The organism is Methylobacterium sp. Leaf106, assembly GCF_001422895.1.
Lineage (GTDB): Bacteria > Pseudomonadota > Alphaproteobacteria > Rhizobiales > Beijerinckiaceae > Methylobacterium > Methylobacterium bullatum.
Genome location: NZ_LMNB01000023.1, coordinates 77,951 through 92,501 on the forward strand (window position 1 = coordinate 77,951; position 14,551 = coordinate 92,501).

The window sequence follows — 14,551 nt, forward strand, 5'->3', positions numbered from 1 at the left end:
TCGAACGCCCGCTCATATCATCGTATGTGGAAACAATCTGATGATATACAATATCCACTCCTTGAGGGCGGTCGCAGCCTATCTCGTCGTCTGCTTCCACTGCCAAGTCTTGCTGTTCGGCCATCTCAAATACTCGATGGGCTCCTGGGGGGTCGATATCTTCTTCGTCATCAGCGGGTTCGTGATGGCCTACACCACCGACGGCAGGATCGCGCCACCATATCAATTCCTCATCAAACGGCTGGTTCGCGTCGTTCCGCTGTACTGGTTCATGACGATAGCCGTCTTTCTCGCAGCCCTCTCGACGCCCTTCCTGTTTCGCAGCATCGATGACGGGCTGGGCCATCTGCTCATGTCATTGGCGTTCATCCCATTCGAGAAGTCGAACGGCCTGATACAGCCTATCCTGTTCCTTGGATGGACGCTCAACTACGAAATGTTCTTCTATTGTCTCTTTTTCCTGGGTCTGTACATTTATCCGGAAATAAACCGGTACATTTATGTCAGCCTCGTCATCGTGGCCCTCGTGATGATCGGGCTGCTGCTTCGGCCGGTAAATGCGCTGGGCCGATTCTATACGAATGCTATTATCCTTGAATTCGCTGCGGGCATGTGGATTTGCTATGTTGTCCGCCGCATCACTATTCCGGCTGGTCTTCTCAACGTCTCGATGATCGGCGCCTTGGGCCTCGCCAGTTTCGGTCTGTTGCTGGCGGCAGAATTTCTCTGGCCGACAGCACCTCGCTTCGTCGCACTCGGCCTGCCCGCGGCCTCACTCGTCACTGCCGCAGTGTTGCTGGAAGCCAACGGCATCAGTTCGAGAACCGCCTTTGCCGTGGAGCAGGGAGACAGTAGCTATGCGCTGTACCTCACGCACTTCCTGTCTTATCAAGTATGTGAGAAAGTATTGTTTAAATTCTTTGATCCTCAGAATTTCTCTCTGAGGATGGTCGCATTCGTCGGCGCAGTCGTACTCGCCGGACTCGTTGCCTGGATCGTGCATCGTCGGATCGAGGTTCCTTTGACCCAATGCGTCAGAGGCTTGTTCAGTGGCCTGAAGCGCCCGTCTCACGCTAGTTCATAGATATTTTCCGAAATATCCGATGTCATTCTAGTTATTTGATAATATAATTTTATTATGCTAGGTGAAAGCCAATATACAAATTAAAAATAACCGGATACGCAATTTATAATCCTCAGGATCTATTTGTTCCGTCATCCTCCGGCAACTTGTGCGCCCACGCGGTCGCTGATGTTCGCGAGACCATCGAGGCGGTCCGAGCACGGGGGCTCCACGTCCCGCCCTACGGTCGCGACCTGCTCAGAAGGCGTAGCGAACGTGGCAATAGGGCATCAGCTCGGCCAGATGATCCTTGAGGCGCGCGATCCATCGGCCCTTCCAGCCGGTTCGATAGCGCAGGTTGTCGCCCCCTCCCTGCGACCGTTTCCCCTCCTGGATATCGGGCCGCCAGAGCAGGTCTTCCGCGCGGGGATGCCAGTTCAGGTTGACCGCGTGGAGATCAGCATTGTGCGTGAGCAGGATGATCTCGGCCTTGAGCTGTGCCTTGGCCGCCGGGCCGATCCGCTCGTCTATGGCGGTGAACAGGTCGCGCCAATCGGCCTCCCAGCCTTCGTAGAGGATGACCGGCGAGAAGTTCACGTGGACTTCGAAACCGGCCGCCACGAAATCGTCGATGGCGGCGATGCGCTCATGCATCGGGGCCGTGCGCACATCGACGACCTTGGCGATCCGCTCCGGCATCAGCGAGAAGCGGATACGGGTCTTGCCCCGGGGATCATAGGTGAGCAGCTCCCGGTTCACGGCCTTCGTGGCGAAGGAGGCCTTGGCGTTGGGGAGATCGCGGAACAGCCCGACCATGTCGCGCACGTTGTCCGACAGGGTCGCGTCCACGGACAGATCGCCATTCTCGCCGAGATCGTAGACCCAATGGGCCGCATCCACCGTATCGGGCTCCGGTAGCGGCCCCTGGCGTGCGGCGTGGCGGGTGATCGCGGCGCAGACCTGCTCGATGTTCACGAAGAGGGAGATCGGATTGGCGAAGCCCTTGCGCCGGGGGACGTAGCAGTAAGCGCAGGCCATCGCGCAGCCATTCGAGGTCGAGGGCGCGATGAAGTGGGCGCTGCGCCCGTTCGGCCGCATCGTCAGGCCCTTCTTCACGCCGAGCACCAAGGTCGAGCGTTTGATCCGCAGCCAATCCTCCGCGGAGCCTGCGTTTCCGTGCAGGTTCGGGATGTTCCAGTGCGACGGGACCTCGATCCGCTCGGCGTGGGGAAAGCGGTCGAGGATCGCGAGCCCGCGCGCGAAATCCGCCACGGCGGGCTCGTGGTAGATCGTGCGGATATCCAGGATGTCGCGGGAAAGGGCCATGCGGTGTCCAGCGGCGCGCCGTTGCACCTCGGCCGGATAGATAGGGCGGTGAGCGCCGGAGAGGATGACGTTCCGGCCGGGGCGCGGCTCCGCGGACACGTCGTTAACAGGAAGTTACCGTCCACCCCTTTGTGGCGGCACCGAAACATGCGCTCAAGGCGCTTGCGTGCGGCTCCCGTCGCAGGAGGTGAAACCATTGCCTTGGCTACCGCGTATTCCAGGCATGGTCAGTTTCGACATGCTCATCGATGATCTGGAACGAGAGAAGCAGGCGCTCGTGCAGGACACGGCACGCCGTGGACCTGCGTCCTATGCCGTCATCGATATGCTGATCACGCTCGACCTGAAGATCTTCGCCTTGAGAACGCTGAGCGAGGACCGCTGAATCCGGCCCGGACAGGACCGGGTCGCTCGTCTCGATGTCGTCGAAACCACCGGATTCTGCCTGCGGCATCGAAGGGTCCGAGCGCCTCGGACGGCGCCGGGTCGCATCCCGCACGCGGGGGAGTTCGTGTTCCGGGGCGAGCGTCGGTCGTCGGGTTTACCGCTCGTGGAGCCTGTCAGGCCGCGGCGACGTCCTTTTTGGCAAAGGCGAACTTGTACGCGTCTGCGGCGGGTAACGGCTCGCTCAGGAGGTAGCCTTGGGCTTCCGTGCAGCCTTCGCGACGGACGCGAGTCAGCTGCGCCTCGTCCTCGATGCCCTCCGCCGTGATGCTCGCCCCCAGCCGTTCGCCGAGTCCGACGATGGCGCGCACGATGGCGGCCGTGTCGGCATCGGCGATCTCACGAATGAACGAACGGTCGATCTTGATCTTGTCGAAGGGAAACCGCCGCAGGTAGCTGAGCGACGAGTAGCCGGTGCCGAAATCGTCCAGGGCGATGCGGACCCCGAATGCGCGAAGCCGGTGGAGACAGGCGGTCACGCTTTCCACGTCACCGATCAGCACGCTCTCGGTGATCTCCAGCTCCAGACGGTTCGGCGGCAGGCCGGAAGCGGCCAGAGCCGATATCACGCAATGTTCCAGGCCGGGCTCCGCGAATTGCACCGCCGAGACGTTGACCGCGACCCGCAGATCGCCCGGCCAGGCCGCCGCTTCCCGGCAGGCTTCCTGCAAGGCCCATGTCCCGAGGGGAACGACGAGGCCGGTCTCTTCGGCCAACGGAATGAAATCGGCGGGTGAGACGATGCCTCTCACGGGGTGGTGCCAGCGCATCAGGGCCTCGAACCCGCTGGCGGTGTCGGTGGCAAGGTCGATGATCGGCTGATAATGCAGTTCGAACTCGCCGCGCCGCACGGCTTCGCGCATGTCGAGTTCGAGGACGTTTCGCGCGGCGATCACCGCATCCATGGCGGGTTCGCAGAAGCGGAACGTGCCCCGGCCGGCCGCTTTCGCGCGGCCGAGGGCGATGTCGGCGTTCTTCAGCAACTGGTCCGGGTCCCCGCCGTCCTGAGGCCCGACGGCGATGCCGATGCTGACGCCGATGCTGACCGAACGACCGTCGAGATCGAAGGGCAGCTTCAGCGCCTCGATGACCTGCTGCGCCGCGGCACTGGCATTCTGGGGTTGGTCGAGTCCCCTCAGCACGATGGCGAACTCGTCGCCGCCGAGCCGGGCGACGGTGTCCCCCTCGTGAACGGTCGCCGTCAGGCGCTCTGCGACCTGGCGCAGCAGGCTGTCTCCCGTCGGGTGACCGAGGCTGTCGTTGATCGCTTTGAAGCGGTCCAGATCGCAGGCGAGAACCGCGAAGATGTGCCCGCGCCGTTCGACATTGTCCATTTCCCGGCCGAGTCTGTCGCGGAACAGCACGCGATTGGGCAAGCCGGTCAAGACATCGTGCAACGCCAGATGCTCCAGCTGCTGCTCCGCATGCTTGCGCCTTCCGATGTCGATATGCGTCCCGACGATGCGCAAGGGAAGGCCTTCCGCATCGCGCGTCACCACCTTGCCGCGCGACAGGACCCAGCCGTAGGGTCCGGCCTTCGTCCGCATCCGGAGCTCGCATTCGAAAACCGCCGTCCGTCCGTCGATATGGTCCGTCAGGAGCCGCCGGGCCGTCGCGACATCGTCGGGATGCGCCAGCTGTTCCAAGATGCGCATATGTCCGTCGATCTCGCCCGGTTCGTAGCCGAGCATGGTCTGCCAACGGTCCGAGAACCAGACGTTGCCCGTGGGGATGTCCCAATCCCAGAGGCCGTCGCTGCCGCTGTCCAGGGCGAAAGCCAGCCGTTCCTCGCTGGACCGTAACGCCGTTTCGGCGGCCTTGCGGTCGGTGACGTCGCGAAGCGACGACACGTAGCCGATGGGCTCGGACGCGCCCGGAAGGCGCGTCACCTCGAGGCACGCCTCGATCCACACCCATGATCCGTCCCGCCGACGATGGCGCTGGGTCCTGATGGCCGCTTCGATCCGTCCCGCCACGAGATCGGCGAGCACGTGCTCGAGGTCGGCGACATCGTCCGGATGGATGAAATCGAGGGGCCGAGTGCCGATGATGTCCTCCGGGCGATAGCCGAGGACGGCCATCGAGGCAGGCGACACATACCGGCGGATCGTATCGAGATCGGACCAGATGATGACGTCGGTGGTGTTCTCGGCGAGGAGCCTGTAGGCGGCTTCGCTTTCGCGCAAGGCGTGATCGGCCCGGCGCATACGGTCGACGAACAGGGCGAGCGCCGCGAAACCGAGAATCGTGAGCATGATCGCGGCAATGCCCGCGGCGAGCGCGAAACGCGGCAGACTCGATGCCGTGTCGGGCGCGGCCATGTTCGGAATCAGCTCGGCTGCGCCCATGGCGACGAAATGCACGCCCGCGATGGAAACCGTCAGAAGCATCGCCGCCACGGCTGTCGCGTATCGGATCGTGTCACGCGCGAAAATGACGAAGGCGATGGCGGTAAGCGACCAGCCGACGAGCAGCGCGGTCACGAGGAGCGGCAAGTTCATTGATTGGACGACGGCGAACCGGATACTCGCCATCCCCGCGAGATGCATCCCCGTCATGCTCATGCCCAGGATCACCGCGGCCGCTACGGCCACCACGGGTGAGGCGCACCACCGGGACAAGGTGAGCGCCGCCATGGAACCGAGGATGCCGACGAGAAGCGAGACGAGGGTGAGTTTCAGATCATAGGCGATCGCGATGCCGGGATCGTAGCCGAGCATCCCGATGAAGTGGGTGCTCCACATCCCGGAACCGGCCGAGAAACCAGCCGCGAACAGCCAGGCCCATGCCTCGAAGCCCCGGCTCCGAAAAACGTGGCGAGCGAGCCGCAGGGCAGTATGGCACGATACCCAGCATACCAGCGCCGCAAGCGGCAGGACCCACCAATGATGCTGCTCGGTCATGCACAAAAAGGCACGATACATCCTACGACAGCCTTTCGCCACCTTAGGGGCGACACTGCCGAAGTGTGGTTTAACAAAATCGGAATTTTGGCCGCAAAATAGAATATAGCTCTATTTGAGGAGTGGATTGCTTCAATGGAGCCTGCTCTTCGTGCCTTGGCGCCGATCCGTTCCCATGCCGATTGTTGATGATGGGCCTTACACGGCGACCCTCGCCGTGTAAGGCGGCGGACAATCTGCCTTGATGCGCGCGCATCGCCCGCCTCTCGGAGGGGGCGGACCGGCTACTTCCATCCGCCCCCGGGCAGGCGGCCGTGATAGGGCGTGTTGCGGCAATGGCCCCACGGCCCGCGCCAGTAACCGGGAGGGCAGCCATTGCCGGCCCGTGCCTGATACCACCCGCCCGGAAGGCGGCCGACATAGGGTGTCGAGCGGCAATGCCCCCATGGGCCACGCCACGCTCCGGGGCCGCAGCCGCCCGCGACACGCAGCACGGGTGCCTCGCTCGCGGGGGCTGGGGCGATGGGAAAGGCCATCGCCGGCAGCGATGCCAGGCTACAGATGACGACCATGGCGGCAAGGCGTGGCTTCACGTGCTGATCCTCTCATGACGAGGGAATTACACATGGGCGCGTCACGTTCGGCAACCAACATCATGAGCGGCGGTTAGCGAAATCTATCGACAACCTACGCATTCATTGATGGATGTCGCTAGGGCGTGCGCGAAGACGCTGGGCGCCTCCTGTCGCGGGTCGCGAATTCCGCTGAAACCCGCATCGCTCAGGGCGTCCATTTCCCGCCAGCCATCCCGCATCGCGGGCGCGCCGCCGATGGCGACGCGATCGTAGCCGCCCCTTCAGGTCACCAAGCCCACGCGGCCATTGCCGCGCATGACTTCTTCCCATCCCATCCCAGTCTTCACCGAGGGAGACGGTGCGGTTCGAGCGCGCCGGCCATTCGGATCACGGCGTAGCGCGCTCCAGAACGCCATTCCGGGCGGCCATCCGCACCCGGTCCGCCGCATCGTCGGCCTGGGCGAATTGCGCATTGTAGAGGCGCCGGTAGGCCCCGTCCGCCGAAAGGAGCGCCTCGTGCCGTCCCTGCTCCACGATGCCCTCCGAGCCGACCACGACGATCCGGTCCGCCTTGCGGATGGTGGCGAGCCGGTGGGCGATGACGAGGGTGGTGCGGCCCTCGGAGAGTTCCACGAGGGAGCCCTGGATCGCCTGTTCGGTCTCGCTGTCGAGGGCCGAGGTGGCCTCGTCGAGGATCAGGATCGGCGGGTTCTTGAGAAACACGCGGGCGATGGCGAGGCGCTGTTTCTGGCCGCCCGAGAGCTTCACGCCGCGTTCGCCGACGACGGTGTCGAGGCCGTTGGGCAGGCCCTCGATCAGGGCGGTGAGCTTGGCCCGCTCCGCGGCCTGCGCGATCTGCGCCTCGGTGGCGTCGAGCCGGCCATAGGCGATGTTCTCGCGGATCGTGCCCGCGAACAGGAAGACGTCCTGCTGCACGATGCCGATCTGCCGGCGCAGTGAGGCGAGGGTGAGGTCGCGGATGTCGATGCCGTCGATGGTGATGCGCCCGCTCTCCACCTCGTAGAAGCGCGGAATGAGGGAGCACAACGTCGTCTTGCCGGCCCCGGACGGGCCGACGAAGGCGACGGTCTCGCCGGCGGCGATGTCGAGATCGAGCCCCGACAGGACGGGCCGGCCGGCGGTGTAGCCGAAACTCACGGCCTCGAAGCGGATGTCGCCCTTCAGCGCCGGCACGGAGACGGCGCCGGGGCGGTCGACGATGTCGGGCTCGGTGGCGAGCAGCTCGGCGTAGCGCCGGAAGCCCGCGACCCCCTTCGGGTAGGTCTCCACGACGGCACCGATCTTCTCGAGCGGCCTGTAGAAGACGCCCACCAGCAGCAGGAACCCGATGAACCCACCGGGCGAGAGCTCGCCACGCACGACGAAGGCCGCGCCGCCCAGCAGCACGACGATCTGGACGAGCCGCATGCCGAGATAATTGATCGACAGGCTGGCGGCCATGATCCGGTAGGCTTCGAGCTTGGTCTCGCGGTATTTCCGGTTGTCGGAGGCGAACAGGCGCCGCTCGTGCGGCTCGTTGGCGAAGGCCTGCACCACGCGGATCCCGCCGACATTCTCCTCGATGCGGGCGTTGAAGGCGGCGACCCGGCCGTATTGCGTCTGCCAGTTGCGCGTCATGCGACCGCCGTAGCGGAGGGTGACGAAGGCGATCACCGGCAGGATCGCGGCGGTCAGGAAGGCCAGCGGCGGGTGGACGTAGACCATCAGCGCGAAGGCGCCGATGAGCGTCATCACCGCGATGAAGAGGTCCTCCGGCCCGTGATGGGCGACCTCGCCGATCTCCTCCAGGTCCTTGGTGACGCGGGCGACGAGGTGGCCGGTCTTCTGGTTGTCGAAATAGCGGAACGAGAGCTTCTGCAGATGATCGAAGGCACGGCGACGCATCTCGGTCTCGATATTGATGCCGAGCACGTGCCCCCAATAGGTCACCACCACCATGAGGCCGGCATTGGCCACGTAGATCACCCCGAGGCCGAGGGCGGCGAGCACGATCAACTGCCAATCCTGGCGCGGCAGCAGCACATCGACGAAGGCCTTCACGGCCATCGGGAAGCCGAGTTCGAGCAGGCCCGACAGGACGGCGCATCCGAAATCGACGAGGAACAGGGTCCGGTGCGGGCGGTAATAAGCGAGGAAGTCCTTCAGCATGATGCTTTCGTCAGGTGATCGACGGGGCAGAGGGCACCGCAGGAGGGGACGCCCGGTATGCGGTAGCGCATACAGCAAACCCGCCGCCGCCGCTCCGCGCCGCCTCGGAAAGCCTGGGCCAGCGGGCAGCGGCCGAACGCATCGCCACCGCAACGGCCGAGGCACGCTTCGGCGCGGGAGGAGGCCGGCACCGCGTCGCGGCTCAACTCGCGCAGGGCGAAATCGGCGGTGACGCCGGCATTGCACCAGAGGACATGGCGGGAGAGACCGTAATGCGTCTGGCACAGGTCGAAGAACGGTCGCAGATGCCCCTCGATCAGGGGATCGAGCCCCGGCTCCGGGCCTCCGTTCCTGTCGTCCTCCTCCGCCACGATGAATCGCGAGACGATGCCGTTCTCGTCGAGTTCGAAGCCGACTCGGTCGAACCCGATCGGCAGGGCTCGGCCGAGGCGGCTGAGCGCGGTGAAGTAGGGGACGATCAGGGCAGGAAGGTAGTACTGCGTCCAGAGCGAGACCAAGGCGCGACGGTCGGCGGTCTCGAAGCCGTCGCCTGACGCCCTGCCGAACCCGTCCACCACCTCGTCGAAGGCCGCCTTGCTGGTGAGGATCGAGAGCGGCCGGGTTCCGGACCCGGACGGTGCCGTGGCGATCCGGCAGCCGAAGGCCGACAGTGACGGCGGAACCAGCGCGGCGAGTTGATCGATCATGCGCGCCCCTCCACCCGATCGGCATCGAGGGTCCGGCGGATCGTCGCGCGCAGGGCGGCAACGGCGACGGCGTAGAACAGGATCGCGATGCTGAAATAGGCCGGCCAGCCCACATGCGCCGCGAGCGCCGGCGCGGCGACGCGCAGGGGCATCGCGGCAAAGAACGCCGCTCCGAACAGGAGCGCGTAATCGGTGGCGGGACGAGGCCCCTGCGCCCAGCGATAGATCATGTTGAACACCGGCACTCCGAGCCCTCCGCCGCCGACGATGCCGAGGATCGTCGCGGCGATCGCGAGAGCCGCCGACCCGGTGGCGGCGCCGGCGATCATCAACCCGCCGCCGGCGATCACGCCCAGCGCGGAGACCGTGATGAGCCGCAGGGTCCCCACCCGTCGCACGAGGACGCCCGAGACCAGGGCCATGACGAGGTTGATGACAGGCGAGAGAGAACCGGTCACGAACCCGACCTCCCGCAACGGCACCCCGAGATCCAGCAGGGCGAGGTTGTTCAGACCCGAGAGGGCGAACATGGCCGCGAAATACAGGCCCAGGACCAGGATGCGCGGCGCCAGGACGCGCAGGCGTTCGAACGGGGCCGTCATGCGTTCCGCCGGAGCGGCATCGCGGCGAAGCCGGACTTCCGGGTAGCGCAGCATCGGCAGCAGGCAGAGGAGGTTGAGACCGGCGATGCCCAGCACGGCGGCCTGCCAGCCGACCGTGTCGTAGTACCCGACCAGCAGGCCCGCGCCGGCGATGCCGCCCAGTGACGCGCCGGAGAGTTTGGCCGAGGCCACGAAGGGCCGCCGGTCCGCCGGCACCGTCTCGACCACCAAAGCTTCGAGGGCGATGTCCATGGTGGCGACGCAAAAGCAGGTCGCCACCGCGAGGCCGAGGAGGAGGCCGAGCGGCCACGCCTCGCCCAGGCTCAGCACCATAAGGAGTGCGACGGTCGCGCCCTGCATCAGCGCGATCCAGCCGATGCGATGCGGCAGGCCGGGCAGGCGCAGCCTGTCGATGGCGACGGCCCAGAGAAACGTCAGGCCGACGGGCAAGTTGATGAGCTGCAGCAGGCCGATCTCGGCGAGCTCGACGCCGCGTGCCCGCAGGATCAGCGGGGCGCCGCTGGCCAGGAAGCCGAGCGTGGTCCCGAAGGTGATGTAGAGGCAGAAGAACGGCAGCAGGGGCCGCGCCCGGCGCCACGCTCTGGACGCGCCGTCGAACCGGATGCTGCTCATGCGCTCCGCGCCGCCCGGCCCGGTTGCTCGTTGGGGATAGGCATGGACCCTGGGAACCATGCTCCCGCGCCGGTCACGCGGGCTCCTCCGAGACGGCGCTGTACCGGCCTCGACTGACGCGGCGACCGCTCCGCGATCCGGCGCGCGACGGGACAGGGCCTCCCTTCGGACATCCGGAGCCTCCCTGTGTCTTGATGTGCGCGCAGTTTTTAAACAGTCTAATCTACTGTAAACATTGGCCTTTCGTTCGGATTATGACGTGCCCCGCTTTCATGCAAGGTCCGTTTGGACGCAGTGCCGCCGGACCTCGCTCCTCTCGCCCCGTATCCGGCTCCTATTGCCCCGGCATGGTGAGGATCAGCGGCCCGCTGCGCGAGGCGATGACCGTATGCTCGTATTGCACCGTGAGGGCCTTCGGCTGGCTGTAGAGGGTCCAGGGGTCGTCGCCATCCGCGGCGAACTCGGCGCCGAGGGACAGGAACGGCTCGACGGTGAAGACCAGCCCCTCCTGCATGATCCGTCGCTCGGAGGCGTCGGGCCAGGTGGCGATCTCGGTCGGTTCCTCGTGCAGTGACAGGCCCACGCCGTGGCTCGCGAGGTTGCGGACCAGGGTGTAGCCGTTCTTCCGCGCGAAGGCCCCGACGGCCCGTCCGATATCGGCCAGGGGCTTGCCGGTACCGACCTGGCGCAATCCCGTCCACATCGCCCGGCGCCCGTCCCTGCACAGTCGCTCCACCGCCCGCGTCACCGGCGGCACGGCGAAGGACGCGCCCGTATCGGCGAAGTAGCCGTCCTTCTCGGCGGACACGTCGATATTGACGAGATCGCCCGGATTGATCCTGCGGTCGCTGGGAATGCCGTGGGCGATCTCCTCGTTGACGCTGATGCAGGTGGCTCCGGGGAAGGCGTAGACCAGTTCCGGTGCCGGGCGAGCTCCGGCCGCCTCCATGATCCGCCGCCCGATCCCGTCGAGGTCGAGAGTGGTCATGCCGGGCTCGATGGCCTTGCCCATCGCCTCGAGGGTGTCGGCGACGATGCGCCCGATCCGCTTCAGGCCGGCCAGCTCGTCGTCGTTCGACACCGTCATGTCGTCATCCCTTCATGGCGCCGGAGGCGGCTCCGCCCGTGCGGTTCTGCCATCCTCCGCGAGCCCGGCAAAGCCTGGGCCGCCCCAGATGCCGTTCGCTCCCCATGGGTCTGACGGGCCTATGACGTGCTGGCTCCCGCTCAAGCGGCGAAGGCGCCGCGCGAGCGCAGGGCCTCGATCTCCTCCGTCGAGAGGCCGAATTCCGAGAGCACGTCCTCGGTATGCTCGCCGACAAGCGGCGCGTGCCTGCGGGCGCGTTGCGGCGTGCCCGTGAGCTTCACGGGAAAACCGATATTCGGCACCGTGCCCTCGATCGGATGGGGAACCTCGATGCGCATCTCCCGGTGCCGGCCATGCTCGCTCTCGAACGCTTCCGGATAGGTGTTCATGCGGCCGGCCGGAATGCCGGTTTCGAGGAGCAGGGACACCCATTCCTCACTGGTCCTCGCGGCAAAGCTCCGCTCCAACTCCTCGATCAGCTCTTCGCGGTTGGCGAGGCGCGCGGGGATGTCGACGAAGCGGGCATCCTCGAACAGTTCGGATCGATCGAGCACGTCGCAGAGCAGACGCCAGAGCTTCTGGTTCGTGGCCCCCATGACGAAGTAGCCGTCGGAGGCGCGCACCGCCTGGTAGGGGGCGCTCATGCGGTTGGAGGTGCCGAGCGGCTGCGGGATCTTGCCCGTCCCCCAATATTCCGACACGTCCCAGATCGAGAAGGCCAAGGCCGCGTCGAAGAGCGAGGCGTCGATATACTGGCCCTCGCCGCTGGCCTGCCGGCCGATATAGGCGGAGAGGATCGCGTAGACGGTGAACAACGCGCAGCCGATATCGGCGACCGGCACGCCGGCCTTCACCGGCGGGCCGCCCGGATGGCCGGTCACGCTCATCACCCCCGACATTGCCTGGGCCATCAGGTCGTAGCCGGGGCGCTTCGCCCAGGGACCCGACTGGCCGAAGCCCGAGATGCTCGCATAGATGAGCCCCGGATTGCGGGCGCGCATCGCCTCGTATCCGAGGCCGAGGCGCGCCATTACGCCGGGCCGGTAATTCTCGACCAGCACATCCGCATTGGCGGCCATATCGAGGAGCAGGTCACGCCCGGCATCGGATTTGAGGTTCAGGGCGAGACTGCGCTTGTTCCGGTTCATGTTGAGGAAGCCCATGCTGTCGGGCCCCTTCATCTTGAACCCCATGGCGCTGCGGGTCTGGTCGCCCGTGCCCGGCGGTTCGATCTTGATGACGTCCGCTCCGAGATCGCCGAGCAGCATGCTGCAGAACGGCCCCGCCATCACCTGTGTCACGTCGAGGACGCGGATGCCCGCGAGGGGGAGGGGGCGGGGTTCTTCGTGCACGGAGTGATCCATCGTGCTCGCTTCCTGTTTTGCGCCGGGGGCGGGTGCGGCCCGCCGGCGGTGGCGTTACGCGAGGAGGACACGACTCTTCGTGGGCGCGGCGAGGCGGCAGCCGAAGGTGAGGGGGCGATTCCGAAGGTGCCTCATCCAGAGCCACCCCCTCACCCTCGCTCCGCTCGTCACAGGCACGACGGGGTGCCTGTGACCCTCTCCCCGCGTGCGGGGAGAGGGGATTGCGCTCTGGCTTCGGCTCAAGCCAGCGCAGCCAGGATCGCGCTACTCCGCAGGAACCGCCCGTCCCAGGGGCGGTACCACCGGCTCCTCTTCGAACGGGCGCTCCGGATGCATGGTGAAGGCGAGGCCCGCGCCCAGGAGGCAGAGGCCGATGGAGCCGACGAAGGGCAGGGTCCAGCTTCCCGTCATGTCCACGATCATCCCGAACACGATCGGCGAGATGATCGCCGCCACCGCCGAGCCGGTGTTCATCAGACCCGCCGCCGTGCCCGAGTATTTCGGTGCGATGTCCATCGGCACCGACCAGATCGGGCCGATCACCAGTTCGGCGAAGAAGAAGCCGGAACTGAGCAGCAGCGCCACCAGGGTCAGGTCGCGGGTGAAGAACACGCCGGTGAGGCTCGCCGCCGCGCCGAGGAAGCCGACCACGATGACGCTGAGCCGGGCGAGCTTGAGATCGCCGGTGCGCTTCAGGATGCGGTCGCTGAACACGCCGCCCAGGGTATCGCCGACGACGCCGGCGAAGAATACGCCCGAGGCGAACAGGGCCGAATTCTTCAAGTCCAGCCCATAGTTGAGCTTGAAGAAGCTCGGGAGCCAACCGAGGAACAGCCACAAGGTCCAGCCGTAGCAGAAATAGGTCAGCGTCACCGGTAGCATGCGGCGGGTCAGGCGGCCCCAGGGCACGTTCTGCTTGGCGCCCACCTTGCTCGGGGGCGGCAGCACCGCGAGTTCCTCCGGTGTGATCGCAGTGTGATCCTTCGGGTCGTCGCGGAAGTAGAGGTACCAGACCACCACCCAGGCGAAGCTCGCCACCCCTAGGATGACGAAGCCGAGGCGCCAGCCGAACTGGTAGATCAGGAAGGCCACGATGGGCGGCGCCACCGCGTTGCCCAGCCGCGCGAAGGCATGCGTGATGCCCTGCGCGAAGCCGCGCTTGCCCGGCGCGGTCCAGTTCTGCATGGCACGGGTGGCGGTGGGGAAGGTGGCGCCCTCGCCGAAGCCGAGGAGGACGCGGGCGAGGAACAGGCTGATGAGCCCGCCCACGAACCCGGTGAGGATCGTCGCCGAGGCCCAGATCAGGCCGCAGACGAGGAGGGTCCGCCGCGCGCCGAACTTGTCGCCCACCGAGCCGCCGATGACCTGGAAGATCGCGTAGGGATAGGCGAAGGCGGACAGGATCAGGCCGAACTGGGTGTTCGAGAGCCCGAGATCTTTCATGATCTCGCCGCCCGCCGTGGCGATGTTCACCCGGTCGAGATAGGTGACGAAATACATCAGGCAGAGCAGGAACAGCACCATGTTCGACGCGGAGACGCGTCTTTTAGCTGGCGTCATCGGGGTTTCCTCGGGTTGAGCGCGCCACCCCGCCCGATCTGAGCGTCGGTTGTTTGTGGGGGACGCGCAAAGGGTGCGATCGGCACGATCCCCCCTCCCACAAGGGGAGGGAGGTGCT

The 14,551-nt window shown here is 65.9% G+C and carries 11 protein-coding genes; 2 read left to right on the plus strand and 9 right to left on the minus strand.

Annotated elements, in window-relative coordinates; all coding sequences use genetic code 11:
- Nucleotides 1–40 precede the first annotated feature (40 nt).
- The gene (locus tag ASF34_RS12175; RefSeq protein WP_056161362.1) at nucleotides 41–1,084 is read left to right on the plus strand and encodes an acyltransferase family protein; all 1,044 of its coding nucleotides are present in this window, start codon (nucleotides 41–43) and stop codon (nucleotides 1,082–1,084) included.
- 237 nt (nucleotides 1,085–1,321) lie between these two features.
- Here ASF34_RS12175 and ASF34_RS12180 read toward each other — a convergent pair whose 3' ends face one another.
- On the minus strand, nucleotides 1,322–2,389 hold the full coding sequence (locus ASF34_RS12180) for a spore photoproduct lyase family protein (protein WP_018045424.1): 1,068 nt from the start codon (nucleotides 2,387–2,389) through the stop codon (nucleotides 1,322–1,324).
- 64 nt (nucleotides 2,390–2,453) lie between these two features.
- Here ASF34_RS12180 and ASF34_RS22990 point away from each other — a divergent pair, with 64 nt between their 5' ends.
- Entirely contained in the window at nucleotides 2,454–2,774 is a 321-nt protein-coding gene (locus ASF34_RS22990) for a hypothetical protein (protein ID WP_162240039.1), read from the plus strand.
- A 175-nt stretch (nucleotides 2,775–2,949) separates the two neighbouring features.
- Here ASF34_RS22990 and ASF34_RS12185 read toward each other — a convergent pair whose 3' ends face one another.
- The 8 genes from ASF34_RS12185 to ASF34_RS12215 form a co-directional block, all read right to left on the minus strand.
- Complete coding sequence (locus ASF34_RS12185; protein ID WP_082494186.1) at nucleotides 2,950–5,577, minus strand: bifunctional diguanylate cyclase/phosphodiesterase; 2,628 nt, start codon at nucleotides 5,575–5,577, stop codon at nucleotides 2,950–2,952.
- Nucleotides 5,578–6,020: 443 nt separating this feature from the next.
- A complete protein-coding gene (locus ASF34_RS22315) occupies nucleotides 6,021–6,272 on the minus strand; it encodes a GCG_CRPN prefix-to-repeats domain-containing protein (RefSeq protein WP_156465727.1) in 252 nt (83 codons plus the stop codon).
- Nucleotides 6,273–6,698: 426 nt separating this feature from the next.
- Nucleotides 6,699–8,480 (minus strand): ABC transporter ATP-binding protein, encoded by a 1,782-nt coding sequence (locus tag ASF34_RS12190; protein ID WP_018045421.1) that lies wholly within the window; start codon nucleotides 8,478–8,480, stop codon nucleotides 6,699–6,701.
- Nucleotides 8,474–9,187 carry a siderophore-iron reductase FhuF gene (gene fhuF, locus ASF34_RS12195; protein WP_018045420.1) on the minus strand — a complete coding sequence of 238 codons (714 nt, stop codon included), beginning with the start codon at nucleotides 9,185–9,187 and terminating at the stop codon, nucleotides 8,474–8,476. Before fhuF ends, ASF34_RS12190 begins: the two co-directional genes overlap by 7 nt.
- Nucleotides 9,184–10,422, minus strand: a complete 1,239-nt coding sequence (locus ASF34_RS12200) for an MFS transporter (RefSeq protein WP_056161364.1) — start codon at nucleotides 10,420–10,422, stop codon at nucleotides 9,184–9,186. The genes fhuF and ASF34_RS12200 overlap by 4 nt, the downstream gene beginning before the upstream one ends.
- Nucleotides 10,423–10,756: 334 nt before the next feature.
- Nucleotides 10,757–11,509 carry a type I methionyl aminopeptidase gene (gene map / locus ASF34_RS12205; protein ID WP_056161366.1) on the minus strand — a complete coding sequence of 251 codons (753 nt, stop codon included), beginning with the start codon at nucleotides 11,507–11,509 and terminating at the stop codon, nucleotides 10,757–10,759.
- Between the two features lie 140 nt (nucleotides 11,510–11,649).
- Entirely contained in the window at nucleotides 11,650–12,873 is a 1,224-nt protein-coding gene (locus ASF34_RS12210; RefSeq protein ID WP_056161368.1) for a CaiB/BaiF CoA transferase family protein, read from the minus strand.
- 264 nt (nucleotides 12,874–13,137) lie between these two features.
- A complete protein-coding gene (locus tag ASF34_RS12215) occupies nucleotides 13,138–14,433 on the minus strand; it encodes an MFS transporter (RefSeq protein WP_056161370.1) in 1,296 nt (431 codons plus the stop codon).
- Nucleotides 14,434–14,551 lie beyond the last annotated feature (118 nt).

Bases quoted from the DNA above. Each gene is read 5' to 3' on its own strand.
- fhuF (WP_018045420.1), bottom strand. From the start codon at position 9,187: ATGATCGATCAACTCGCCGCGCTGGTTCCGCCGTCACTGTCGGCCTTC.
- ASF34_RS22315 (WP_156465727.1), bottom strand. From the start codon at position 6,272: ATGGCCTTTCCCATCGCCCCAGCCCCCGCGAGCGAGGCACCCGTGCTG.
- ASF34_RS12185 (WP_082494186.1), bottom strand. From the start codon at position 5,577: ATGTGGAGCACCCACTTCATCGGGATGCTCGGCTACGATCCCGGCATC.
- ASF34_RS12200 (WP_056161364.1), bottom strand. From the start codon at position 10,422: ATGAGCAGCATCCGGTTCGACGGCGCGTCCAGAGCGTGGCGCCGGGCG.
- ASF34_RS12175 (WP_056161362.1), top strand. From the start codon at position 41: ATGATATACAATATCCACTCCTTGAGGGCGGTCGCAGCCTATCTCGTC.
- ASF34_RS12180 (WP_018045424.1), bottom strand. From the start codon at position 2,389: ATGGCCCTTTCCCGCGACATCCTGGATATCCGCACGATCTACCACGAG.
- map (WP_056161366.1), bottom strand. From the start codon at position 11,509: ATGACGGTGTCGAACGACGACGAGCTGGCCGGCCTGAAGCGGATCGGG.
- ASF34_RS22990 (WP_162240039.1), top strand. From the start codon at position 2,454: ATGACGTTCCGGCCGGGGCGCGGCTCCGCGGACACGTCGTTAACAGGA.
- ASF34_RS12215 (WP_056161370.1), bottom strand. From the start codon at position 14,433: ATGACGCCAGCTAAAAGACGCGTCTCCGCGTCGAACATGGTGCTGTTC.
- ASF34_RS12210 (WP_056161368.1), bottom strand. From the start codon at position 12,873: ATGGATCACTCCGTGCACGAAGAACCCCGCCCCCTCCCCCTCGCGGGC.
- ASF34_RS12190 (WP_018045421.1), bottom strand. From the start codon at position 8,480: ATGCTGAAGGACTTCCTCGCTTATTACCGCCCGCACCGGACCCTGTTC.